This window comes from Sulfuricurvum sp. (assembly GCF_028681615.1).
Taxonomy (GTDB): Bacteria; Campylobacterota; Campylobacteria; order Campylobacterales; family Sulfurimonadaceae; genus Sulfuricurvum.
In genome coordinates, this window is the sequence record NZ_JAQUHV010000001.1 from 120078 (window position 1) to 144032 (window position 23955).

General features: G+C 46.9%; 21 protein-coding genes. 10 read left to right on the plus strand and 11 right to left on the minus strand.

Going from position 1 to position 23955, the window contains the following annotated elements:
• Positions 1-27 precede the first annotated feature (27 nt).
• The 9 genes from rlmC to yajC form a co-directional block, all read right to left on the minus strand.
• Positions 28-1146 carry a 23S rRNA (uracil(747)-C(5))-methyltransferase RlmC gene (gene rlmC, locus PHE37_RS00635; RefSeq protein ID WP_299997696.1) on the minus strand — a complete coding sequence of 373 codons (1119 nt, stop codon included), beginning with the start codon at positions 1144-1146 and terminating at the stop codon, positions 28-30.
• Positions 1146-4133 (minus strand): transcription-repair coupling factor, encoded by a 2988-nt coding sequence (mfd, locus tag PHE37_RS00640; protein WP_299997699.1) that lies wholly within the window; start codon positions 4131-4133, stop codon positions 1146-1148. Before mfd ends, rlmC begins: the two co-directional genes overlap by 1 nt.
• A complete protein-coding gene (locus PHE37_RS00645; RefSeq protein ID WP_300008089.1) occupies positions 4111-5274 on the minus strand; it encodes a bifunctional folylpolyglutamate synthase/dihydrofolate synthase in 1164 nt (387 codons plus the stop codon). Before PHE37_RS00645 ends, mfd begins: the two co-directional genes overlap by 23 nt.
• Complete coding sequence (locus tag PHE37_RS00650) at positions 5271-6812, minus strand: GGDEF domain-containing protein (protein ID WP_299996062.1); 1542 nt, start codon at positions 6810-6812, stop codon at positions 5271-5273. Before PHE37_RS00650 ends, PHE37_RS00645 begins: the two co-directional genes overlap by 4 nt.
• Before the next feature lie 10 nt (positions 6813-6822).
• Positions 6823-7323, minus strand: a complete 501-nt coding sequence (locus tag PHE37_RS00655) for a hypothetical protein (protein WP_299996060.1) — start codon at positions 7321-7323, stop codon at positions 6823-6825.
• Positions 7324-7327: 4 nt separating this feature from the next.
• Positions 7328-9775, minus strand: coding sequence for a leucine--tRNA ligase (gene leuS, locus PHE37_RS00660; protein ID WP_299996059.1), 2448 nt, complete (start codon positions 9773-9775; stop codon positions 7328-7330).
• Positions 9776-9885: 110 nt separating this feature from the next.
• Entirely contained in the window at positions 9886-10863 is a 978-nt protein-coding gene (gene secF, locus PHE37_RS00665) for a protein translocase subunit SecF (RefSeq protein WP_299996057.1), read from the minus strand.
• A gap of 2 nt (positions 10864-10865) precedes the next feature.
• Complete coding sequence (secD, locus tag PHE37_RS00670) at positions 10866-12443, minus strand: protein translocase subunit SecD (RefSeq protein ID WP_299996055.1); 1578 nt, start codon at positions 12441-12443, stop codon at positions 10866-10868.
• Complete coding sequence (gene yajC / locus PHE37_RS00675) at positions 12433-12699, minus strand: preprotein translocase subunit YajC (RefSeq protein ID WP_299996053.1); 267 nt, start codon at positions 12697-12699, stop codon at positions 12433-12435. The genes secD and yajC overlap by 11 nt, the downstream gene beginning before the upstream one ends.
• Positions 12700-12768: 69 nt before the next feature.
• Here yajC and PHE37_RS00680 point away from each other — a divergent pair, with 69 nt between their 5' ends.
• Entirely contained in the window at positions 12769-13986 is a 1218-nt protein-coding gene (locus PHE37_RS00680; RefSeq protein WP_299996051.1) for an apolipoprotein N-acyltransferase, read from the plus strand.
• A gap of 44 nt (positions 13987-14030) precedes the next feature.
• Here the strand turns inward: PHE37_RS00680 and PHE37_RS00685 are convergent, their stop codons facing one another.
• Entirely contained in the window at positions 14031-15488 is a 1458-nt protein-coding gene (locus tag PHE37_RS00685; RefSeq protein ID WP_300008091.1) for an acetyl-CoA carboxylase biotin carboxylase subunit, read from the minus strand.
• 249 nt (positions 15489-15737) lie between these two features.
• Between PHE37_RS00685 and cysK the strand changes: the two genes are divergently transcribed.
• Genes cysK through PHE37_RS00700 form a run of 3 tightly spaced genes read left to right on the plus strand, consistent with a single transcriptional unit; the run spans position 15738 to position 17711 of the window.
• Complete coding sequence (cysK, locus tag PHE37_RS00690) at positions 15738-16661, plus strand: cysteine synthase A (protein WP_299996047.1); 924 nt, start codon at positions 15738-15740, stop codon at positions 16659-16661.
• Positions 16662-17231 (plus strand): aminotransferase class IV family protein, encoded by a 570-nt coding sequence (locus tag PHE37_RS00695; protein ID WP_299996045.1) that lies wholly within the window; start codon positions 16662-16664, stop codon positions 17229-17231.
• Positions 17232-17249: 18 nt separating this feature from the next.
• Positions 17250-17711 carry a hypothetical protein gene (locus PHE37_RS00700; RefSeq protein WP_299996043.1) on the plus strand — a complete coding sequence of 154 codons (462 nt, stop codon included), beginning with the start codon at positions 17250-17252 and terminating at the stop codon, positions 17709-17711.
• A gap of 111 nt (positions 17712-17822) precedes the next feature.
• Here the strand turns inward: PHE37_RS00700 and PHE37_RS00705 are convergent, their stop codons facing one another.
• Positions 17823-18722 carry a LysR family transcriptional regulator gene (locus PHE37_RS00705; RefSeq protein ID WP_299996041.1) on the minus strand — a complete coding sequence of 300 codons (900 nt, stop codon included), beginning with the start codon at positions 18720-18722 and terminating at the stop codon, positions 17823-17825.
• A gap of 140 nt (positions 18723-18862) precedes the next feature.
• Here PHE37_RS00705 and PHE37_RS00710 point away from each other — a divergent pair, with 140 nt between their 5' ends.
• Genes PHE37_RS00710 through PHE37_RS00735 form a run of 6 tightly spaced genes read left to right on the plus strand, consistent with a single transcriptional unit; the run spans position 18863 to position 23946 of the window.
• Positions 18863-20911 (plus strand): ATP-dependent helicase, encoded by a 2049-nt coding sequence (locus PHE37_RS00710; RefSeq protein WP_300008093.1) that lies wholly within the window; start codon positions 18863-18865, stop codon positions 20909-20911.
• Positions 20912-21733, plus strand: coding sequence for a tRNA pseudouridine(55) synthase TruB (truB, locus tag PHE37_RS00715; RefSeq protein WP_299993982.1), 822 nt, complete (start codon positions 20912-20914; stop codon positions 21731-21733).
• Complete coding sequence (csrA, locus tag PHE37_RS00720; RefSeq protein ID WP_299930150.1) at positions 21727-21957, plus strand: carbon storage regulator CsrA; 231 nt, start codon at positions 21727-21729, stop codon at positions 21955-21957. Before truB ends, csrA begins: the two co-directional genes overlap by 7 nt.
• On the plus strand, positions 21954-22718 hold the full coding sequence (locus PHE37_RS00725; RefSeq protein WP_299993980.1) for a 4-(cytidine 5'-diphospho)-2-C-methyl-D-erythritol kinase: 765 nt from the start codon (positions 21954-21956) through the stop codon (positions 22716-22718). Before csrA ends, PHE37_RS00725 begins: the two co-directional genes overlap by 4 nt.
• A gap of 2 nt (positions 22719-22720) precedes the next feature.
• Positions 22721-23173, plus strand: coding sequence for an SsrA-binding protein SmpB (gene smpB / locus PHE37_RS00730; RefSeq protein WP_299993978.1), 453 nt, complete (start codon positions 22721-22723; stop codon positions 23171-23173).
• 2 nt (positions 23174-23175) lie between these two features.
• Positions 23176-23946, plus strand: coding sequence for a CorA family divalent cation transporter (locus PHE37_RS00735; RefSeq protein WP_299993977.1), 771 nt, complete (start codon positions 23176-23178; stop codon positions 23944-23946).
• Positions 23947-23955 lie beyond the last annotated feature (9 nt).

A 23955-nucleotide genomic window follows, 5' to 3' on the forward strand; every position in this document is an offset into this window, starting at 1 on the left:
TAGATCCCTCATGTGCGTAACCGCACTTTATTCTCGTATCAATTCCACCAAAACTTCGTAATGTGCCGTATGAGGGAACATATCAAACAGCTGAACCCGATTCACGCCGTAACCGCTCAGGACTTCAAGGTCTTTGGCCAAACTCACCGCATTGCAGCTCGAATAAAGTATCCGCTCCGTCCCTACGCGCATCAGCCATTTGCACAACTGTTCACCCAGCCCGCGGCGCGGAGGGTTGACGATGATAACATCCGGTTTTTCCCCTGAACTCGCTCCGAAACTCGCCGCATCGAGCGATTCGAACCGGATGTTTTGGATCTCCAGCTGTGCCGCCGAATCGCGGGCGCACTGGATCGCTTCAGGCTCGATCTCGATCCCTACGATGTTTCTATCCGGTGCGGCACAATGGAGCGCAAACCCACCTGCTCCGCAAAACAGGTCCCATAGGATTTTCGGTTTGCTCTCATCCGCCCACTCGCTCGCGGTACGGTACAGTTTTTCGGCCACTTCGGGATTGGTTTGGAAAAAACTTTTGGGACGGATATAGAGGGGGATGCCGTTTAGCCGCTCTTCGAGACGGCGTTGCTCGGTAAAAAAAATCTCCTCATCCCCTTCCAAAATCGCCATATGTACAGGTTGGATATTGGCTGTAACCACTTTCAGCTCGGGAGCGCGTTTGAGTAAATCGTCCAGACCATTTTCCAGCCGTCCGATAATCCCGTGCGATCGGAGGACGAAACGGAGCATCATCGTTCCGTTGGATTTGCTTCGGGTGAGGAGAACGTATTTCAGCTCCCCTTTTTTCTTTTTGACATCATATCCTTTGACTCCCAACTCCCTAAGCCACGTTTCTACCGTATGCAATACTTTCTGCATACTCATATCGTACAAAGGACATTCGATCAGACTCACCTCTTCGGAGAGTCCGAGCACGACTCCCTCCGGTGTCGGAGTCGCTACCATCTTGGCTTTGTTTCGAAATCCTTTGATCTGTGACGTGGCAGGCTTTAGCCATTCGACCGGGTTATAGGGGTTCAAAAGTGTATGTAAATGCTCACTCTTGAGCTTCAGCTGTTCGGCATAATGGTAATCAATCCAACTGCACGAGCGGCATTGGTAGGTATCATAGTAACTGCAAAAACTCATCAGATTCCTTTCGGCTTTACCGTACGGAGATAGTGCAAGACGGCGCCGATCAGATCATCATCGTCTTTGCTTTTGCTTTGCAGCGTCTCTTTGACACCGCTTTGGTATTCGATGGTGATGTTTTGGTTGTAATTGCTTACCATTTTAATCTTCTTCTCGATACACAGCAGCTTGATCACCATAATCTCGAAGAACTGTTTCGTCGGAGTATCCGGCTTGCCGAAACGGTCCCCCACCTCTTCTTCGATCTCGTATATCTCACTCGGAGATTCGCACTGGCTTAGACGGCGATAAAGCTCGAGGCGAAGACGGTCTTCGCTCACCAGCTCATCACTGATAAAGGCGCTGACGGTGAGTTTGATGTCCACTTTCGCACGAACCGCCGTCGTTTGGTTGGTAAGGATTTTGATCGCATCTTCCAGCATCCGCAGATAGAGGGCATATCCGATGTTTTTGATATGACCGCTCTGTGCATCCCCGACGAGATTCCCACCGCCGCGAATTTCGAGATCATGATAGGCCAGCATGGAACCGCTTCCTAAAAAGGAGTTCGATTCGAGTGCCACGAGGCGCTTTTTCGCCTCTTCAGTGAGATGGTCTTTATCATCAACGATGAAATAGGCATACCCCTCGATATGCCCCCGTCCGACACGGCCGCGCAGCTGATGCAGATCAGCCATCCCGAAACGATCCGCTCCGTCGATGATCATCGTATTAACGGTCGGCATATGGATCCCCGATTCGATAATCGAGGTGGCAAGGAGTACGTCGTATTGACGGTCGGCAAATTTTGCCAACTCCTCTTCCGTTTGGGTTGCACTAATCTGGGAGTGGAGGATGAGAATCCGCAGTTCCGGCAGGATCGCTTTAAGCTCTCCCGATTTGATGATCATCGAATCGATCGAGTTGTGGACGTAAAATACCTGACCGCCGCGTCGCAACTCGCGCAAGATGACCTCTTTGATCAGCTTTTCATCATAGTTTTTCACAAACGTCCGTACCCCTAAGCGCTCGCTCGGAGGGGTGAGAAGCTCGCTCATCGTTTTGATCGAACTAAGCGCCTGATTAAGACTGCGCGGGATCGGTGTCGCACTCATGCTGAGGAGGTGGACGTTCTCATAGAGCGATTTAAGTTTCTCTTTTTGTTTCACCCCGAATTTGTGCTCTTCGTCGATGATGACGATCCCGAGTTTCGCGCAGCTCACCCCGAACAGCGCATGAGTTCCGACGACGCAATCAAGTTCTCCCGCCTCAAGCGCACGAAGGGTCGCATTTTTCTCTTTGGTGCTGACGAAGCGATCGAGCTTCGCGACCCGAAGCCCGAACGGTGCCAACCTGACTTTGAGCGACTGGAAGTGCTGGGAACTAAGCAACGTGGTCGGAACGACGAGGAGCGATTGGTAGCCCCCTTTTGCGGCGGCGAAGATAGCGTTCATCGCCACCTCGGTTTTCCCGAAACCGACGTCTCCGCTGAGGAGCCGATCCATGATCTGCCCCGATGAGAGATCACGGACGATAGAAGCAATCGCGCTCGCTTGGTCAGGGGTGTAGTCGAATCCGGCGGAATCTTGGAATCTTCGAAGTTCACCCGCATCGACATTGATCACCGACGCTTTAATCAGCGCACGGCTCGCCGCGATCCCGACAATCTCGGAAGCGATCTCGAACAACCGTGCTTTAACCGACTCTTTGAGTTTGCCGAAGCTCCCTTTGCCCAGACGATCGAGGACAGGGAGCGAACCCGAAGCGATATAGCGGTCGATCGTGTCGAGGTTTTCGACCGGGAGAAGCAGCTTGTCATCCCCCATGTATTTGATCACGACGAGATCTTTGATCCCTCCGAGAATCTCCGCCTGCTCGATCCCGACAAATATCCCGACCCCGTACTCTTCGTGAACGACGTAATCTCCCACTTTGAGATCATCGAGGAGAATCGACGTGCGGCGGCGACGGCGTTTTTTCTCATGACGGTTGAGGGAGAATATCACCTCATCGGGACCGATCAGATTGAGAACAATCCCTGAGGTTTTAACGCTGATCCCTTTGAGTTCAAAAATTCCCGCCGCTTTGAGCTGCGTATCGCTTGCGGCGATGAGGGTGAATTTTTTGTTTTTATGGACACTCCGAAGGGTCTCGAAATTACCGCCCCCCAGAGGGGTGTAGCGTTCCGATTCGGGAAGAATATCGACCTCTAAGCGCTCGCGTGACAATACAGGCTGATTCAGACCGTACGCCTCATCAAGAACGCTTTTCATCTCACGGATACGGGCAACCTTTTTCCCTTCGCACAAATCGAGTCCATGCTCACCCAAGACCCAGAACCCGAGGGAGGCGATATCTTTGACAAAACTGTCGCTTTGTGCCGCGGCAATCGCTTTTTCGAATGCTTTGTGCTGCTGTTCATCGAGAGAGAAAAAAGCGCTGGTCACTTCGATGGAGGCGAGTTCCTCTTTGTCGGTGCGCTGGGTTTCGACATCGAATGCTTTGATCTCTTCGACCTCATCGTCAAAAAGGCTGATACGGTACGGGTTGCTTTGGTTAGGGACATAGATATCAAGAATATCGCCTCGATGGGAGACTTCACCTTCCATCTCGACCATGTCGACAAAGGTATACCCCCAATGGAGAAGCTTCTCTTTAAAGCCGTTCAAATCGATCCGTGAAGCAAACTCGATTGTTTCACTTTGGAGCAATGAAGGATTCGGCATCGGGAAAAGGAGCGTTTTAAGCGGAGCGATAATCAGCGGCTTTTTGGACGCCGTATAATAAGTACGCAATGCGGCGAAAAGGGCAAAAAGCTCTTCGCTGAAAGGGCGAAGATCGTCCATATAGGCGGCACGAAAATCGGGAAGGACGATGTGAGGAATTTCCAAAAATGACGATACATCGCTGAGTTCCGACGCCTCTTTCGTATCCTCACATAGAAGAATCTCGGGAAGAGCCTTCGGATTATTTTTTACGTATTCATACCAACGGGCTTGTGACATTTATCCTCTTTAAAAACGTTTCGGCTACACTGAAGGAGCCGAAAACCAAATACTCTTTATCTTCTCGAATCGTTTCAAATGATCCAAAAGGGATATTAAAATCATCTAAAACCTTTTCCAACTCTTCACGTTTAACAATCCGAGTTTCATCGACATCGATAATCTCGACCTTCTCGATGATCGGTTGTAACAGGCTCAATATCTCGCGATACTCTTTATCGGCGTAAGTGTTATAGATCAGGGTCACTTTTTTCCCGACATACGCTTGTGCTATCGAATCAGCCGCCAATGCATTGTGCCCGACATCCAACGTGATATTGGGTGCGATGCGGCTCAGCCGTCCGAACAGCGCGTTTTGATCAAAAAGGGGCTCAGTGGCTTCATACCCCAGAAGGGTATACGCCGCCATGGCCAAAGCGAGATTATCGCGCAAATACTCGCTGAGACCGTTTTTAGTGGCAAGATGCAATGCCTGTTCTTCGATTTTCGGAGTGAACATCTCCGATACTCCCAAAAGCGTGCACCCTTTTTCCTCAGCAATTGTTCTCGCAATCGTTTCGACTTCCGGATGTTTTTGTTTTCCCAAAAGGGCAACACGCTGCATACTGCGCAATTTTGTAGCGGCAATGGACGCTATCGTCCCTCCCAAAAATGCCGCGTGATCAAAATCGATGGGGGTAAAAATGGTGAGTATTTTGTCAAAAACAGCCGTCGCATCAAACTCCCCTCCGAGCCCCGCTTCGCATACGACGTATTCACACCCCGCATATACGACCATCGCGAGGAGCGTCGTATACTCGAAATAGCTCAGCGATTCGGCAACCTCCAACGCTAAAAGAGCCAAAAGTTTTTTATGTGACGCCTCCAAAGCTTCATCATTGATATCCGAGCCGTCCATCCATATCCGCTCGTTAAAACGAAGAATATGCGGCGAGGTGTAATGTCCTACCTTTTTACCGGAGCGATGCAATGCCGTGGCTAAAAAACGTCCCGTTGAACCTTTACCGTTGGTACCGACGAGATGAATAATCTTGGGGTGCGGAAGCAGATGTGCGATTTCTCGATACGCTTTGGGAAAACGCTCATAATCGATCACATCGTAAAAGAGCGGTTTTTGGGCTAAAAAATCATCTAACGTCATGCAGGCTCTATACGGTTTCGCCCTTTACGTTTGGCACTGTAGAGTCTCTCATCGGCACCCTTCATAAGCGCTTTCAATGAAGGGTAATCTTTGCGCTCGGCGGCTCCGATGCTGACACTGACACTGATCCGCTCTCCCTGAAACATAAAATGGGCCTGCTCAACATGGGCACGTACTTTTTCACAAAAGACTTTTGCCCCTGTGAGATCGGTGTCACCTAAAATCGCCAAAAATTCTTCCCCGCCGTAGCGTCCAACGATATCGCTTGTTCTCGCTTCTTCTTTGAGTATTTTGGCAAAAGCAAGGAGGACTGCATCCCCCGCTTCATGTCCATAGGTATCATTCACCTTTTTAAAATGATCCAGATCGAGCATCGCGACACTAAAAGTACGGCCATGCCGCTCATACTCCGCTTCTTTGATGGTTAAATACTCTTCAATCGCCCGTTTGTTGTAGAGTTTGGTCAAAAAATCTTCACGTGAAGCCTGTGTCGCCTGTGAGAGTTCAGCTTCCAGCGTTGCAATCTTTTTACCCATTTGGGTCACTTTGTCGTTATGAATTTTGAGGTCTTTGCTCAAAACTTCTACTTTCTCTTCCAGCGTGCTTGCAATCGCATAAAGGCGCTTATGTGCGGTTTTAAAATCGCTGGGTTTATTGCTCTCAAGTGATTCAAGATCCCGTTTGACTTCCCGGATTTCAGTCGTCGAGTTTTCGCTCCGTTCAATCAGTTCAATCAGCTGCGCGGAGAGCTTTTCCAACAGCGTATCGAGTGCCCGAACCATCTCTTCGACACTTTGTTTGTCCAATGCAATCCGCATCGAGATTGCTGTTTTAAGCTCTTTTTCGCATTCATCCGTTGCGATATAAGCAGGATTATCACGCAATTTTTGAGAGAGCTGAATCGTCGCGGTGTCCATCGTCGGTGCAATCGAAGGAACCAGTGAAGAGACCAGCAGACGCACTGTTTTGGCGTGATCGATCTCAACCGTCTGGGCTCCCCCCTCTTGGAGATTTAACCCCTCAATCGTTTTACGCAGATTGGCGGTATCCACCGGGCCGAACGTTGCCAATCTCATCAAAAAAGTATCGTCATAAATCGTGAGAAAATTGCTCCACGCCTGTTTGAGCAGATCAATCTGTGTGGCACCGCCTTGGGTTTCTAAAATAGCAATGGTTTTTTTAGCGAGTGCGGATGCATCCGGGTTGTGCAAAGCATCGATACTCTGCGCCATTTTTTTCGCTAATGAACTGAGTAATTCAACGAGGATTGAGGCTTCGCTCGGGTTGAGACGGCTGAGTTTTGAGATCAAAAAACGGATCAGTTCCGCTGTCGTTCGTACACGATACTGCTTGATCTCTTCGGCAGTTTTTTTATCCAATAACGATACATAGCGATCGATTCCGCTGCAATCTTCGACAGAAAAACCGGCTTTTTTAGCTTCTGCGCAAAAGGTTTCGGTATACACATCGGGAGTCCATACTTTACCTTCGGCTTTGAGCCGATCTACGGTGTTGCGAACAATTTGGTTGATGGTCATCGGATACCTCTTATTTCGAGCTTGCGCCCTGTGCCGCTACCTGTGCGATAAATGAATCGATCCCTTTTTGCGCCCCTTGGCGTATCGCCTCAAAGCGTGCCTGATCCGAAATGATGGCATTCGGTTCGATCGAGAAGTCATACATTCCCCGTGTCGAATACGAAGAGGTTGTTTCCCCTACACTACGGTCAATATGCATTATAACCGTTGTACGATACGTAATAACATATCCATTGGTATCATAGCGCAACGGTGTGAATAATACCGAAGCAATTGATATTTTCAAGTGTGTTTTAGAGAGTTTTTTCGAAACGAGTGCCGTTCTGAATTTTGTAATAACGGCCTCGTCCACGGCATCTTTAATGATAACCGTATTTTGCGGGTCTTCCATGGAGATAACTACTTCGGTGCTGACGCTGTCTCCGAGAACATTTTTGGCATAGTAGGATGCCGGAGCATACCCGCATCCGCTGAATAACACAACCCACGCCAAAAATATCACTAAACGCATCACACTACCCTTTTATAACCAGATTCACCAGTTTACCCGGAATGACAATCGATTTCACGATCTCTTTCCCATCAATCCATTTTTCAACGGCACCCTTGGCAATCTCGATAATCGCTTCTTGGCTCTCGTTTACTCCAACCTCGATTGTAGCACGATTTTTACCGTTGATAGAGACACCCAGGCTCAATGCTTCGACTTCGAAAACCTCTTCGCGCACGGTTTGGATACCGAAATTCTTTCCGTTAAACAGATTAGTCGAGAGTTCCCAGCAGATATGAGGGACGATCGGTTCCATAATCGAAGTGAGTATCCAATACCCTTCCGTCCACACATCACGGTTGCTCTGCTCATTCAGCGCGTTCATCGCTTCCATCACACCGGCAATCATCGTGTTAAACGTATGACGTTCACCGTAGACCTCTTGAGCCCGTTTCAGTGCTTCGTACACTTTTTTGCGTGCGGCTTTTTCCTCTTTGGAGAGAGAACTATGATCGATCTTCGGTAAAGAATCGGTAACATTGACGTATTGACTGCGATCGGCGAATCGTTTAAGGAAACGGAAAGATCCCTCAACCGCGCTGTCGTTCCACTCCAACTCTTGGGTCGGAGGGGCGGCAAACAGAATAAATAGCCGCGCCGTATCGGCACCATATTTCGCTACCAGCTCTCCCGGATCGACGGTGTTGCCTTTGGATTTGGACATCTTAGCCCCGTCTTTAAGCACCATCCCCTGAGTGAGCAAATGTTCAAACGGCTCATCTGAGTTGACGTATCCCAAATCACGGAGCATTTTGGTAAAGAAACGGGCATACAACAGATGTAAAATCGCATGCTCAATCCCGCCGATGTAGTGGTCAACGTTCATCCAATAATCAAGCGCTTCTTTGTCAAACGCCTCTTTGAAATCGTTTTTGACGGTATAGCGTAAAAAATACCATGACGACTGGATAAACGTATCCATCGTATCGGTCTCACGAATAGCCGGTTTGCCGCATTTCGGACACGTGCAATGTTTCCACGACGGGTGGTGTTCCAGCGGATTTCCCTCTCCGTTTATGACAACGTCTTCAGGCAATGCAACCGGAAGTTTGGCTTTATCCTCAGGGACGATGCCGCAAGAGTCACAATGAATCAACGGAATCGGGGCACCCCAATAGCGCTGACGGCTGATTCCCCAGTCTTTGAGACGGAAATTAATCACTTTTTTACCGAGCTTATTCGCTTCAAAATAGTCCATAATCGAAGCTTTGGCGGTAACATTGTCTAATCCGCTAAACTCTGCACTCTCATGTAAAACACCTGTTTCGGTATACGCACACCCCTGCGGCAACTCGCCCTCGGATGGGAAAATAACCGCTTTGATCGGAAGATCGTATTTGGTCGCGAACTCATAATCGCGATCATCGTGCGCAGGAACCGCCATAACCGCACCCGAGCCGTAATCGGTAAGGACGAAGTTCGCCACCCACACCGGAACTTTTTCCCCGGTTAACGGATGGAGTACATTGATACCGAGCGATACCCCCTCTTTCGGGCTTGTCGCACGGTCACGTGCACTTACACGCTGCATCGCTTTGATGGCATCCGCAGTCGCATCATCAAGCAGACCGAATGAGAGCATATGGCGGACAATCTCGTGTTCCGGAGCCAATGCCGCATAACTCACACCGTAAATCGTGTCAGGCCGTGTGGTAAAGACATCAAAGCTTTGATACACAGCACCGAGTTTCGACTCACTCTCATCATCGAGTTTAAATGCAAATTCCAAACCGTACGATTTGCCGATCCAGTTCTCCTGCATCGTCAAAACCTGTTTCGGCCATTTCCCTTCAAGGGTCTTGAGCGATTCGAGAAGTTCTTCGGAGTAATCGCTGATTTTGAGATAGTACTGATACATCTCTTTTTGGACGATCGGGGTGCCGCATCTCCAACATCCGCCGTCAACAACCTGCTCGTTCGCTAAAACGGTCAAGTCATGCGGACACCAGTTTAGGAACCCCTGTTTGCGGTACAAAAGCCCACGGTTAAACATATCGATGATAAAACCCTGCTCGAACGCCGTATATTCCGGATTCGACGTTGCAAATTCCCGCTCTTCGGAGAAAGAAAGTCCAAGTCCCGCAAGCTCTCCTCGCATCGTAGCGATGTTCTCGTACGTCCATTTTTTAGGGTGAACACCGTGTTTGATCGCCGCATTCTCTGCAGGCATACCGAAGCTGTCCCAGCCGATCGGGTGAAGGACATTAAAACCTTGCTGACGATAATATCGGGCGAAAGTGTCACCGATGGTGTAGTTACGGACGTGACCCATGTGGATACGCCCTGATGGGTAAGGAAACATACTGAGGACGTATTTTTTAGGTTTGCTAAAATCATCCGAAGGCTCATACGCCTTCGTAGCACTCCACGTTTTTTGCCATTTGGCCTCAATCGATGCTGGGGTGTAATTCAAAAAAAACTCCTAAATCTATCTAGAACGCCAAAAGGGATAAAATTCCTTTGGACTACGCTAGCCGCTATGGCACTTAAGCTAGCCTCTTTGAGGCAGATTTCATCCAAGGCTTACACGATACCTTGTTCGAACTGCGCTCTTAAACGCTCTTTTTCAGCACGGTTGCGTGCTTTTTCGGCATACCCCGCTTTGGCTTTTGCAACATCATACCCAAGCCAAATCAAGAATGGAGAGGCTACGAAAATAGAGCTGTACGCTCCGAAGATAACTCCGATCAACATCGCAAAGCTGAATCCGTGGATAATCTCTCCGCCGAATAAAAAGAGGGTCAAGATAACGAAAAAGACGGTTGCAACGGTCAAAATAGTTCGTGAAAGGGTATTGGTAACACTCTCATTGATAATATCGGCCATACTGTAACGTGCCGCATCTTTCGATTCGCGAATCGTTTCACGGATACGGTCAAAAATTACGATCGTATCGTTGATCGAGAATCCTAATATCGTCAGCAATGCCGCCAATACCGTCAAATCAAACTCAACATTGAACAAACTGACCATACCCGCTGTAATCACAACATCATGCACCAAAGCAATGATCGCCGCAATCCCGTAACGCCACTCAAATCGAAATGCAACATAAATCAAAATTCCTAACACAGAAAGTGAAAGAGCAAGAATCCCTTGGGTTTGGAGTTCTTTCCCGACTTTCGGTCCAACCATGTCGACCCGTCGAATCTCAAAATTCCCCGTCCCTTGAAGAGCGGCTGTAACTTGCTGAGCCGTATCTTTGGTGACATCTGCCGTCGTATTTTGAAGGCGTAAGATAATCTCCTCCGGTGAACCGAACTCTTGGATTCCGGCTGAAGCGAACTGCGTATTTTTCAATTTTTCGCGTAGAACATCGATTTGTACCGGTTTGTCGTATTTTACCTGTACAACCGTCCCTCCTGCAAAGTCGATTCCGTAAATAAACCCTTTATTAAAAATGAGGTAAAACGAAATAATCGTTACAAGGAGTGAAAAAGTGAAGATGGGTTTGACCCATCCCATCAGATTGAATGCTTTTTTAGCTCTAAAAAATTCCATACCTACTCCTTGCGCTCAAGACGGATACCGAACCATCGGTTCATCTTTCCGCTTTTTTCGATGTGTTCTATGAGCGCACTGAAAATTCCGTGTGTCCCTAAAATAGCCGTAAACATCGATACCAAAATACCGACGGCCAACGTTACCGCAAACCCTTTGATCGGACCGGTTCCGTACATATACAATGCTACGGCCGCAATCAAAGTCGTCAAGTTGGCATCGACGAGGGTACTGAACGCATTGTCATATCCCCCCTCAATCGCTTTGCGCACTTTGGCCCCTTCACGAAGAAGCTCACGTATCCGTTCATTGATAATGACGTTACCGTCCACTGCCATACCGACGGTGAGAACGATCCCCGCCATCCCCGGCAATGTCAAGGTCGCTCCGAACATCGCCATAACAGCAATGATCAAAACAATGTTGATAATCATCGCGGTCGTTGCTATAACACCGGCATACCCGTAATAGGCAACCATAAACAAGACGACCAATGCCGCACCTGTAGCGAATGCAATAAGGCTGGCTTTAATGCTGTCCGCTCCAAGGCTTGGACCAACCGAGCGTTTTTCCATCATATAGATAGGAGCCAACAATGCCCCTGAACGCAATGCGATCGCAAGGTCATTCGCTTCGGCAACCGTATAATTACCGCTGATTTGTCCGCTTCCGCCGCCGATACGTTCATTAATCACCGGAGCTGAGTAAACTTTGCCGTCCAAAACAATCGCGAGACGCTTGCCGACACTTTTACCGGTAAAGTCACCGAAAATCTGCGCTCCGGCAGAGTTGAGTGAAAAATTGATCACAGGGCGGTTGTTTTGATCGTATCCGACATGCGCATCGGTCAACATCGTTCCATCCAAGATAGGGATTTCATTGACCAAATGTTTAAGCTGCGGCTGAAGCGCATCATCGAGAATTTTATCCCCGTAACTTGCCGCTTCGGCTTCATCCATTTCATTTACCCGCATCGAACGGTCTTCATCAACCGCCATCAATTCAAGCTTCGCGGCACGGGAAATCAATTCGCGCGCACGTTGTTCTTCTTGTGGTGTCTTAATCCCCGGAAGCTCTACAAGGATTTTATCGATCCCTTGTCGTGCAACCGTCGGTTCTGCAAGCCCGAACTGATCCAGACGGTTACGAATCGTTTCGATTGCCTGATCGACCGCACGGACTTTAAGTTTTTCGATTGCTTCAGGGGTCATACTGATCGTATATTTCCCTGCACTCGCATGGACAACCGTTCCTTCAATTGTTTTAAGGTAGGTATCGATCGCTGTCGCATCATCCGCATCTATCAGATCGAATGTTACTTTATTCTCTTGCGCGCTAATGGCATCGAGTAGAATATCATTATGTTCGCCGTAATGTTTAAGCGCCGACGCAATCGATTTCATCTGCGAATTTACCGCTTCATCGGTTTTGACACCCAACAGCATGTGGAGTCCGCCTTGAAGGTCAAGCCCCAATGTGATTTTTTTTCCTTCACTGCTTTGCGTGAACGAAGGAATCGAGAAAACGAGCCCGATAACCGTAGCGATGATCAGTAAAACGACGCGATAATTAAGCTTCATCCTCGTACTTTCGCGCCACTGCGTCTTTTACAAGACGCGCTTCAGTGTCATTGTTGAATTTCACAGCAAAAAATTGCTCTTCGACTTTTTTGATCTCGACGATTAAGCCGCCGCTTGTAACGACTTTATCCCCTTTGGTGAGTGCTTCCACCATTTCTTTGTGTTTTTTAGCCTGTTGGTTTTGGGGACGAATGATCACGAAGTACATAATAGCGATCAAAAAGACGAAAGGGAGTATTTGAGTGAGAATTTCCATAGATATCCTTAACATGAAGAAAATTGTCGCATTATACTCAAAAGACATTAACATCGGTATAATTGCGCCATGAAAATCAGTTCTATCCATCTCCCGACCTATGTTTATCTCCCCCTCCTGATCGCCGTCGGATTCTCCGCTTTTATCTATTGGGAGTATTTCGGGCTCACATCACCGCTGATTAATACCCTTTTCGGTTTGGGTGCTTTGTACGGGATGCTTCATGCCCCTAAAAGAGTCCTTCCCATCGCCGGTTTTTGGATCGGGCTGTTCTGGTGCTACTGGATCGGCTTTAGTTTTGAATTTTACAATCTCAGCTGGGCGATAGGGCTTGTTTCTCTCGGATTCGGTTTTGTCTACGCCCTCTATTACGGAGTGATGGGGTTAACCTCGAATCCCCTGATCCGAGCCGCAATCCTTTTCGGCCTTACCTATGTCTGGCCGATGGACTTTAACTGGATGCAGCCGGAACTCATCTTCGTCAACAGCTATCTCGGATTTTCCAAATGGCAATTTGCCCTGATCCTTTTTGCACTTGCTTCGACTGCATGGTTCAGCACATTTAAAAAACTTTTTCCGCTGCTGCTGATCTTGTTTGCGGTCCAAACCCATTATCCTAAACCGCCGATCCCTCAGCTAAAAATCAAACTCGTCTCAACCGATATTCCGCAGGACATCAAGTGGGAAGAATCTCAGCAATACCGATTGAATACGGACAATCTCTACGCCATCCAAGATGCCATCCGAGAAAAATACGATTTGATCGTCCTCCCCGAAGCGTCGTTCGCCCTGTTTATGAATCATCATCCGCATTTAACGGCCTACCTGCAAAAACTCTCCTATCAGATTCCTATCGTGACCGGAGCGCTGTATGAAGAGAACGGCTTAAATTACAACGTATCCTATCTGTTCCAAAACGGTCACATCACCGTTGCCAAAAAAACGATTCTCGTCCCGTTCGGCGAATACATCCCGCTTCCCGCATTTATCAAAGAGTGGGTAGATCGGGTGATTTTCGGAGGGGCTTCCGATTTTGTCACCGCCGACAAACCGACCGACTTCATCATCCACGGCGTCAAATTCCGCAACGCCATCTGTTATGAAGCGACGAGAAAAGAGCTCTATACCCCCGATGTACGGTATATGATCGCCATGAGCAACAACGGCTGGTTTACCCCTTCGATCGAACCGACATTGCAAAAACTATTGATTCAGTTCTATGCACGACAAAACAATACCGTTGTCTTTCATTCGGCGAACAGCGGTGGTACGGGAATTGTGTATTAAAAGATAAAAAGTGAAGCAATAAAAGCCGTAAAGGCTTTTATCGTTTAGTGGCGGACGTTGAGGTTGTTTTTGTTGATTGCTTCGATCACTGCTGTGATGTGTTTCATTTTAGCCTCTTCGTCATCCATGTTGTGGATCGCATCGAGGTTAAAGTGCTGCAATTTGCTATCAAGATAACCGGTGTCAAGTTCACCTTTGATGAAGTGTTCATCACGAACGATTTGACGGTGAAGCGGGATATTGGTCGGAATACCCTCGATCAAAAACTCATCCAATGCACGACGTGCTTTACGAACCGCATCTTCCCATGTCAAAGCGGTAACGATCAATTTACCGATCATTGAATCGTAGTTTGAAGGGATTTGGTAGTTGGTATACGCCATAGAGTCCAAACGTACTCCCGGACCACCCGGTGCAAGATAGTTGGTGATAAGACCCGGTGATGGGACGAATCCGAGTTTCGGATTTTCTGCATTGATACGGAACTCGATCGCATATCCGCGGAATTTGATCTCTTCTTGCAAGAAAATAAGCTGATCGCCTTCAGCAATCGCAATCATACGTTGGATCAAATCGATTCCTGAGATCGCTTCCGTAACCGGATGTTCTACCTGTACGCGGGTATTCATTTCGATGAAATAGATGTTATCGTCTTGGTCGACCAGATATTCGATGGTTCCGACACTCTCGTATCCGAGTTTGAACATCGCTTTGGTAGAGATGCGGTAAAGCTCACGGCGTGTCGCTTCGTTCAAAAGCGGAGACGGAGCGATTTCGATCACTTTTTGGTGACGGCGTTGGATAGAACAGTCACGGTCACCGAGGTGAACGACGTTACCGTATTTGTCTGCTACGATTTGGATCTCGATGTGGCGAGGGTTTTTGAGGTATTTTTCGATGAATACTTCACCGCGGTTAAAGAAACGCAACGCTTCTTTGGTCGCTGACTCGTACATCTCTTTGAAGTCTTCCGCTTTTTCAACGATACGCATACCGCGTCCGCCTCCGCCGAATGCTGCTTTGATGATGATCGGGAATCCGATATCGCTTGCGATTTTTTCCGCATCGTTGATGTTATCGATCGGTTCATCCGTACCCGGAAGCATTGGAACACCGACGGCGCGCATCGCTACTTTAGATGCCATTTTGTCACCGAACAGGGCGATGTGCTCCGGTTTCGGTCCGATAAAGATAATATTGTTATCAACACATGCTTGAGCAAATTCGGCACTCTCGGACAAAAATCCGTATCCCGGATGGATTGCATCACAATCCGCTTTTTTAGCCAAAGAGATAATACGTTCATAGTCAAGATATGCGGCAATCGGATCGCCCATAATCGGGTAACACTCATCAGCTTTACGAACCCAGACGCCGTTAACGTCTACTTCTGAAAATACAACGACACTTTTAATTCCCAACTCTTTACAAGCGCGAATAATACGAAGTGCGATTTCACCACGGTTCGCTATCAATACTTTACTGATCTTTTTTGTTTTCACGGTTCCCTCATTTGAACACCTTTGAGGCATTTGGCTAGGCCAAACTCTCCAAAGACACCCGGTCTCTTGATTTAAAAATGAAATTATAGGATAAAACTGCTGTTAATGCAAAACTTTTCCCCTGCTATTTTTATTCTTTATCTCTTTATCAATTAAAGGGATATATCTCACTATCCATACTGATTTACTAATGATTATTGGATTTTTGAAATTTTGCTATTATAATGTCTAAAAAAACAGGGATTTAACATGAAGATAGCAGCCAATATCACTGAACTCATCGGAAATACCCCCCTAGTTCAGCTTAACGCCCTCTCCCAAGAAACCGGAGCTACAATTTTAGGAAAATGCGAATTTATGAATCCTACCAGCTCGGTCAAAGACCGTATCGGATTCAACATGATTAAAACAGCAATGGATGAGGGGAAAATTACTTCCGATACGCTTATCATCGAACCTACCAGCGGAAATACCGGTATCGCCCTCGCCTCTATCTGTGCTGCGTTGGGGCTAAAACTTACCCTTACGATGCCTGAATCCATGAGTATTGAACGTCGTAATCTCCTCAAAGCGCTCGGAGCCAATCTGGTACTCACCCCCGCAGCGCAAGGGATGAAAGGGGCGATTGATGAGGCCAATGCACTTGTTGCATCCAATGCCAATGCCATTATTCTCCAACAATTTGCCAATCCCGCCAACCCTGCTATTCATCGAGTCACTACGGCTCAGGAGATTCTACGCGATACCGAAGGGAATATCGATATCTTTATTGCCGCTGTCGGAACGGGGGGAACGCTTACCGGAACCGGAGAAGCGTTAAGAGCCGCCCATCCGAATGTACAGATTATCGCGGTAGAGCCGAAAGATTCCCCGATCCTCTCCGGCGGAAAACCGGGACCGCACAAAATTCAGGGGATCGGTGCGGGATTTGTCCCTGAAATCCTCAATACCGCTCTTTATAATGAAATCATTACCGTAAGCAATGAAGACGCCATAGCGGCGTCAAAAGCATTGGCCAAAACCGAAGGATTGCTTGTAGGTATCTCAGCCGGAGCCAATGTCCATGCCGCAGCACTTGTAGCCGCACGCCCTGAAAATAAAGGGAAAGTGATTGTTACGATACTCTGTGATACGGCAGAGCGTTACCTTAGTACTCCGCTGTTTGAAGCGTAAGTGCTGCTAGAAACACTTCGCTGTGAAAACGGCAGAGTTTTTCATCTCCCTTACCATCAAGCACGTTTGGATCGATCGCTCAAAACGCTCGATTCGTTGCAGCGGTATGAGCTAAATTCTCTCATACATCCTCCTGAAGAAGGATTATATCGGTGTCGATTTCTCTATGACGAAATTGGCTTTACGGTTGAATTTCATCCCTATGTACCTCGAGTTATCACCTCTTTAAAACTTATTTACGATGATACCATTGAGTATTCGCTCAAAGATTCGAATCGGGAAGCACTCAACGCTTTGTATGAGCAGCGTGGAGAATGCGACGATATCCTGATTGTCAAAAACGGCCTGCTAACCGATACGTCAATCGCCAATATCGCTTTATGGATAGAGGGGAAATGGCTCACTCCGCAAACGCCGCTACTCGAAGGGACAACCCGTGCCCGTTTACTCGAAGAAGGATTCCTTACCCCCGCACCTCTACGGCCTGAGGATATCGCTCAAGCTACCAAGGTTGCGATCTTCAATGCAATGGTAGACTTTCTTGAAGTCGAAAGTGGTATAATTCCCTAAAAACACAGGCCTGCAGTCATGTTATTCGATATTATTAAAAGTCCTTCATTTGCCAAATTAATGGAAACTCATGTACGAGACATGCTCATTTATCTTTTTGAAAATGATCAAAACTTCGGAGTCTTGTGCAAAATCGATCATGTCACTTTTGACCCTCCCCTCCCTCAACACCTGAGTGATGAGTTCCGAACGATGACTCTCTTTTTTTTGGCAGGCTATACGTTTGAAAGTGCACGGATCGATAACGATATTTTAATTTTCGAAGCGGGATTCGGTCAAGAGAATATCGGGAGTTTTGTCTCGGTACCGCTGCTTTCGATTGTACAGATTATTATTGACGACACACCGGCTTTTGTCAATCTTGCCCTTCCTCAGGAAAAGCACCCTGTTATCAATATTGAAAAAAATGAAGGGGTTCAGAATTCTATGAGCGCTTTGCTCGCGAATCCTGAAAATCAGAAGTTTTTGAAAAAGAAATAATCGTAAGAGTGTAATTTATTGTAGATTGAGAAGTGCGGTTTACTGCACGTGGGCTTCCCGCCGAGGGAAACGTAGAGTTATCGTAGCGATAGTGGCTTAGCTCCTATCGCGTTACAGTTTCAATCCAAGTAGATACGTAACAACGTTGTCAATAAAGGCATCGTGTTTACGCTCTTTGCTGTAAGCGATGTAGAACTTGCGTTTGATTTTATAATTTTTAATCCGTGCTTCAAAGAGTTTCCCCTCTTCTACCTCATCACTGATAACATGACGTGAAATAACCGATACGATTGGACGAGCAGCATCTTTCGGTGAACGCATCAACGTCTCTTTGATCGCGGTCGAACTTGCTACAACTCCGATAACGCTAAAGCCTGAGCACTCTACTCCGATCTCTTCGAAGACTTCGGCTGTCAATTTACGGGTGTGTGAGTTCTCATCACGGCAAATCCAGTCAAATTTATACATATCTTCTTTACGAAGCTGTTTCGGGATCGGCTGATTAGAGAAAATCACCAACTCATCCTCTTCCCATTCGCGGTAAATCAATCCCTCTTTAAAAACAGGAGATTCAATAAGGGCGATATCGATTTTTTTGTCGATCAATTGATCAATAATCTCTTCTGAAAATGCCACACGGATATGGACTTCATTATTGATTTTTTCTTTGAGCTGTCCAAGATACGAAGGGAGAACATAGTTACCGATCGCATACGATGCCCCCACAATAAAGGTAAATTCTTTATTGATAATTTTAAGAAGTTCTTTTTCACTTGATTGAATCGCTTTTTCGAGTTTTGTCGCGATACGATAAAGGTCTTCCCCCTCTTTGGTCAGTTTGATCCCGTTCTTTTTACGTTCTACCACACGGGTATCAAGATAGTCTTCGATAAATTTGATTTGCTGTGTTACAGCAGGCTGCGAAATACCCAATTTTGCCGATGCTTTCGAAAAGCTTTTTTCACGGACTACCGTGAGAAAAGTCATCAGTTTCGCAAAGTCTTTTAACATAATAATTCCTATAAGTTGAATGAATAGCAGTATTATAACCCATCATTATAACTAAAGCAAGTATTTCCATACTATTTTAAAAAATGGGAAAATTGGGCTATAATAAATTAACTATATAACCCATTCAAGGCGATAACGGTATGGATAAAATTCTCGAAGGGCTCAATGAAGCACAGCGCAGTGCAGTCGAACGAATCGACGGTCCGCTGCTCATTCTAGCCGGTGCCGGAAGCGGAAAAACCAAAACGATAACTACCCGTCTCGCATATCTCCTCGATCAGGTAGGGATTCCGGCAGGCAATACACTTACCCTTACTTTTACCAATAAAGCGGCAAAAGAGATGCGTGAACGGGCAATGAATCTCATCTCCCAAAATTCCTATCCGCCGCTGCTGTGTACCTTTCACAAATTCGGTCTGCTGTTTTTAAAATTCCATATCCATTTGCTGGGCCGACTCAATAATTTCGTCGTAATTGATACGGATGATAAAAAAAAGATCATCAAAAAGATCAACGCCGACCTCCCTACCGCCCTTATCGCCAGTGAAATATCCCGATACAAAAATTCACTTATCGATCCGCAAGAAGCCTATGCCCAGGCAGAACTGACCAATTACAAACACATCGCCAAAATTTATGAAGAGTACGAAGCATATTTGCTCACCAATAATCTCGTCGATTTTGACGATCTGCTCTGCCTCACCTATAAATTGCTGGATGAGCATCCCGATTTGTGTACCCAAACGTCTGAAAAATACCGCTACATCATGATCGACGAGTACCAGGACACCAATGAGCTCCAACTGAGGTTGCTCCAAAAACTCTGTTCCACCCACAACAATCTCTGTGTTGTCGGAGATGATGACCAAAGTATCTACGGATGGCGCGGAGCCCACGTGCGCAATATCCTCGAATTCGATCAGGATTTTGCCGATGCCATGGTGGTCAAACTCGAACACAATTACCGCTCCACCCAACCGATCCTGACCGTAGCCAATGCACTGATCGAACATAACCGCTCACGCTTGGGCAAAACACTGATCGCCACAAAAACCGGAGGAGACGACGTTCAAACCATCACCTCCAATGATGAGAGTGAAGAGTCTCAAAAGATCGCTAAAGCGATCAAAGGGCTGATATCCAGCGGAGTCCGTCCCAATGAAATCGCTGTCCTCTACCGGATCAATGCACTCAGCCGGTCTCTCGAAGAGGGTCTTAACCGAGCCGGAGTCGCCTACAAACTCGTCGGCGGTCTGCGATTCTATGATCGTGCGGAGATCAAAGATTTGATCAGCTATTTGCGTGTTATCACGAACGTCCATGACAACTTTTCCCTCAAGCGAATCATCAACAAACCTAAACGCGGTTTGGGCAAGGCAACCATCGATAAAATCGAACTCTCTTCCATCGAAGCGGGTAAATCGATGTTCGAATTTATATCGACGATGAGTGACAGCGAACTCGAAGGGTTGGTACGGAAAAAAAGCGCCGGAGAGTTGCGCGATTTTGTCGCCGAAGTTCTCGAACTGCGGCGTGTTTCCGAAGAGGCGATCTACCGTTTCATCGATTTGCTCGAAGAGCGCTTTAAAATCAAAGAGACCCTCAAAGGGCTGCCGGACGAAGCCGAAAAAGTTGCCAACGTCGATGAATTTTATGGATTGTTCCGCGATTACGTCAAACAAAATCCCGAAGCTTCACTCGCGGAGTTTCTAAACGATATCACCTTGCAAAGCGAACAAGACCAAGTCGAAGGCGAAAGCATCTACATCATGAGTATCCATGCGTCCAAAGGGCTGGAGTTCGAACATCTTTTTGTGATCGGGATGGAAGAGGGATTCTTGCCGCTTATCGGAGACGGAAGCGATCTCGAAGAAGAACGCCGCCTCGGATACGTCGCGATCACCCGCGCGAAAAGCAATCTTACCCTCTCCAATGTCAACAGCCGTTTTTATAAAGGACGCCGTACCGATCTGCAAAAAAGCCGTTTTATCAATGAAGCAGGACTCTGCGAGGGCTCTTTAATTCTCGAGAAAAACACCTCGTATAAAAAAGGGGATCTGGTGCGCCATAAAATCTTCGGAGCCGGACGGGTCGAAGGGGTGAGCAAGGCCGGACGCGAATTTAAACTCAGCATCAATTTCGGCGGTAATAAGCGGGATATCTTAGCTTCATTTGTGGAGAAACTGTAATTGAACCGCCTCTTCGTCGCCTATAAGCCTACAGGGCTAAGCTCCAATCAGCTCCTCGGACAACTCAAGCGCAAATACAAAGTAAAAAAAGCAGGCTATTCGGGGACTCTCGATCCGTTTGCCAAGGGGGTCTTGATCATCGCCTTCGGCAATCACGGACGGCTGTTTCGGTTTTTAAACAAAACCCCAAAGCGTTACCGCGCGACCCTCTGGCTGGGTGCCTATTCGCCAACACTGGATATCGAGAAAATCGAGACAATCAATGAAACCGAAAAAGTCAGTGAAGCACAAATTCAAGAGATCTTCCAATCCTTGACCGGAGAGCTTACCTACCTGCCTCCCAAATACAGTGCCAAGAGGATCGAAGGGCGTAGAGCGTATGAATTTGCACGTGAGGGAAAAGAGGTAGATTTACGGGAAATCACTTCTACTATCTATGATCTTTCCCTCATTCACTACTGCCATCCGTTTATCACTTTTGAGGCTACCGTATCAGAGGGGAGCTATATTCGCTCACTTGGAGAAATTATCGCAAACCGACTGGGATACGATGGAGCGCTCACAGCACTCGAGCGCCTCAACGAAGGGCAATTCGTGTATGAAAACGAAGTTCCTCTCGATGTAAAAACCTCTCTTGGAATTACTAAAAACCGCTATAATGGCACAATACAAACGATTTTATTAGGACAGCCTCTAAAACGCGAAGATTTCGATCTCCAAGAAAACGGGACCTACTGGATCGACAACGGCGATACGATCTCAATCCTAGAAATAAGCGATGAGGGTGTCCGTTATATACTTAATAAGGTTGAAGCATGCTGATTCTCTCCCGCAGACCCGAAGAATCGATCATTATCGCCGATACAATCACCGTCAAAGTGGTCTCAATCGAAAAAGGGGTTGTAAAACTGGGAATCGATGCACCGCATAACATCCGAGTGCTACGAAGCGAGTTAGTCCGCGCCGTCGAAGACGCGAACAAAGAGGCCTCTTCGGGACACGACGAATCGCTTCTGCAACAGCTGGTTCAAAAACTCAAATTATGATCCGATACCGCGCCTACGCCAAAGTCAATATTTTTCTCAAAATCACCGGAATACGGGGAAATTATCACACCCTCAGTTCCCGATTTATGCAAGTCAAAACCCTTTTTGACACGTTGTGGTTTGAGCCTAAATCGACTCCCGAGTTTGAGATTCGGGGCAATTTCAATTGTGAAGTCCATTCCAATACGATCTATAAAGCCTATAAATACCTTCAGACCGCTACCCGATCCGATAAGCTCTCCACTTTTTTCGAGAATCATGCCGTATGCGTCGAAAAAAACATCCCCTCTTTTGCCGGTCTGGGCGGAGGGAGTTCCGATGCGGCTACCTTTTTACGGATGTGCAATGAAGAGCTGGACTTAGGATTAAGTGTCGAAGAACTCGCAGAAATCGGTTCCAACGTCGGTGCCGATGTCCCTTTTTTCATTTATGGCTATGAGAGTGCCAATGTCAGCGGAATCGGTGAAATCGTCGAACGTTTTAATGAACCGTTGATCGATTTTGAAGTCACAACACCCGAACTTCAAATCAGTACCCCTGCGGTGTACCGATATTACCGTGAGCATCTGTTCGCACCTATCAGCAGTGATGAGGCGGCACGACTGGAAGCGACATCCTCACGTGAGATATTAGCCTCCGTTAACTCGAAAGAAGCGAATGATCTCTATAATGCGGCGTTAGGATGCTATCCGGAACTGGCCGAAAAAGAGGGATGGTTTTTCTCCGGCAGCGGAAGCAGTTTTTTTAGAATCAAGGAATAGAAATGGGCGAAAACATAGCCACCAATAAAAAAGCTTTTTTTGACTACTACATCGAAGAAAAATTCGAAGCGGGACTCGTTCTCAAAGGGAGCGAAGTCAAAGCCCTCCGTGCCGGACGGGTTAACCTCAAAGACGGCTTTATCAAAATCGTACGGGGTGAAGCGTTTGTCTTCGGTGTTCATATCGGCGTACTTGATACCACCCACCATTTCTATTCCCATGAAGAGCGGGGAAGCCGCAAACTGCTGTTGCATAAAAAACAGATCGACAAAATGTTTAAAGCGGTCGAAAAAGAGGGATTCACCCTCGTCCCGCTCAGTATCTACTTCAATGACAAAAACCTCGCCAAAATGCAGGTTGCAATCGTTAAAGGTAAAAAGCTTTACGACAAACGCGATGACCTCAAAGAAAAAAGCATCAAACGGGATATGGAACGGGCCCTCAAAGGGGAATAGTCATGATAGACATCCATGAGCTGCATCTCAAAGATCTCCAAAATCCTCTGCATCCCTCTGCATTTGAAGAATATAACGACTATCGTATCTTAATACTGCGGCTCCCTGAGCAACTGGGGAAAAAGGCAAAAATACACTCCTACGGCTTTATCCTCTCCGAGGAAAACGTATATTATTACGACAAGACAAAAGAAGATTTTACACAGTTTTCAGACGGCATCAATGCGTTATACCTCTTTTTAGACAAAAAGGTCAATGTCTTAATGGATGACATTGAAACCGTTCAAGAAAAGATTGCCGCAATTGAATCAAGCTTATATAAAAAACTCACTTCCGCCTTTATGGATCATTGGCACGATCTCAAAAAAGAGCTTTCTCGTTCCGAGCGGGTGATCCGTAAAACAGTCGATGTCTTGAAATTATTCATTGCAAAATCGAATGCTGCGGAAGCGTTCCCTGTCAATGAGTTTAACGACCTTTTTGAGCATTTAGAACGGACGCTGCGTTCCAATGTAGCTGCCAATGATCAGCTCGACAACCTCTATCGATATTACAGTCTCCGCTCCACCGATCGGATGAACCGAAGTATCTATCTTCTAACCATCATATCCGTTATCTTTCTTCCCCTCAATCTTGTTGTCGGATTTTTTGGAATGAATACGGGTGGATTGCCGTTTCAACATGCGATGGGGACAATGGATGCATTTATATCCATGATCGTATTTGCAACGTTGCTAACGGTTGGTGTCTTATGGAAAATTAAAAAAGAGTGATTGGAAAAG

Coding starts and splice junctions, on each gene's coding strand:
- rlmC (WP_299997696.1), bottom strand. CDS start 1,146: ATGAGTTTTTGCAGTTACTATGATACCTACCAATGCCGCTCGTGCAGT.
- mfd (WP_299997699.1), bottom strand. CDS start 4,133: ATGTCACAAGCCCGTTGGTATGAATACGTAAAAAATAATCCGAAGGCT.
- PHE37_RS00645 (WP_300008089.1), bottom strand. CDS start 5,274: ATGACGTTAGATGATTTTTTAGCCCAAAAACCGCTCTTTTACGATGTG.
- PHE37_RS00650 (WP_299996062.1), bottom strand. CDS start 6,812: ATGACCATCAACCAAATTGTTCGCAACACCGTAGATCGGCTCAAAGCC.
- PHE37_RS00655 (WP_299996060.1), bottom strand. CDS start 7,323: ATGCGTTTAGTGATATTTTTGGCGTGGGTTGTGTTATTCAGCGGATGC.
- secF (WP_299996057.1), bottom strand. CDS start 10,863: ATGGAATTTTTTAGAGCTAAAAAAGCATTCAATCTGATGGGATGGGTC.
- secD (WP_299996055.1), bottom strand. CDS start 12,443: ATGAAGCTTAATTATCGCGTCGTTTTACTGATCATCGCTACGGTTATC.
- yajC (WP_299996053.1), bottom strand. CDS start 12,699: ATGGAAATTCTCACTCAAATACTCCCTTTCGTCTTTTTGATCGCTATT.
- PHE37_RS00680 (WP_299996051.1), top strand. CDS start 12,769: ATGAAAATCAGTTCTATCCATCTCCCGACCTATGTTTATCTCCCCCTC.
- cysK (WP_299996047.1), top strand. CDS start 15,738: ATGAAGATAGCAGCCAATATCACTGAACTCATCGGAAATACCCCCCTA.
- PHE37_RS00700 (WP_299996043.1), top strand. CDS start 17,250: ATGTTATTCGATATTATTAAAAGTCCTTCATTTGCCAAATTAATGGAA.
- PHE37_RS00705 (WP_299996041.1), bottom strand. CDS start 18,722: ATGTTAAAAGACTTTGCGAAACTGATGACTTTTCTCACGGTAGTCCGT.
- PHE37_RS00710 (WP_300008093.1), top strand. CDS start 18,863: ATGGATAAAATTCTCGAAGGGCTCAATGAAGCACAGCGCAGTGCAGTC.
- csrA (WP_299930150.1), top strand. CDS start 21,727: ATGCTGATTCTCTCCCGCAGACCCGAAGAATCGATCATTATCGCCGAT.
- PHE37_RS00725 (WP_299993980.1), top strand. CDS start 21,954: ATGATCCGATACCGCGCCTACGCCAAAGTCAATATTTTTCTCAAAATC.
- smpB (WP_299993978.1), top strand. CDS start 22,721: ATGGGCGAAAACATAGCCACCAATAAAAAAGCTTTTTTTGACTACTAC.
- PHE37_RS00735 (WP_299993977.1), top strand. CDS start 23,176: ATGATAGACATCCATGAGCTGCATCTCAAAGATCTCCAAAATCCTCTG.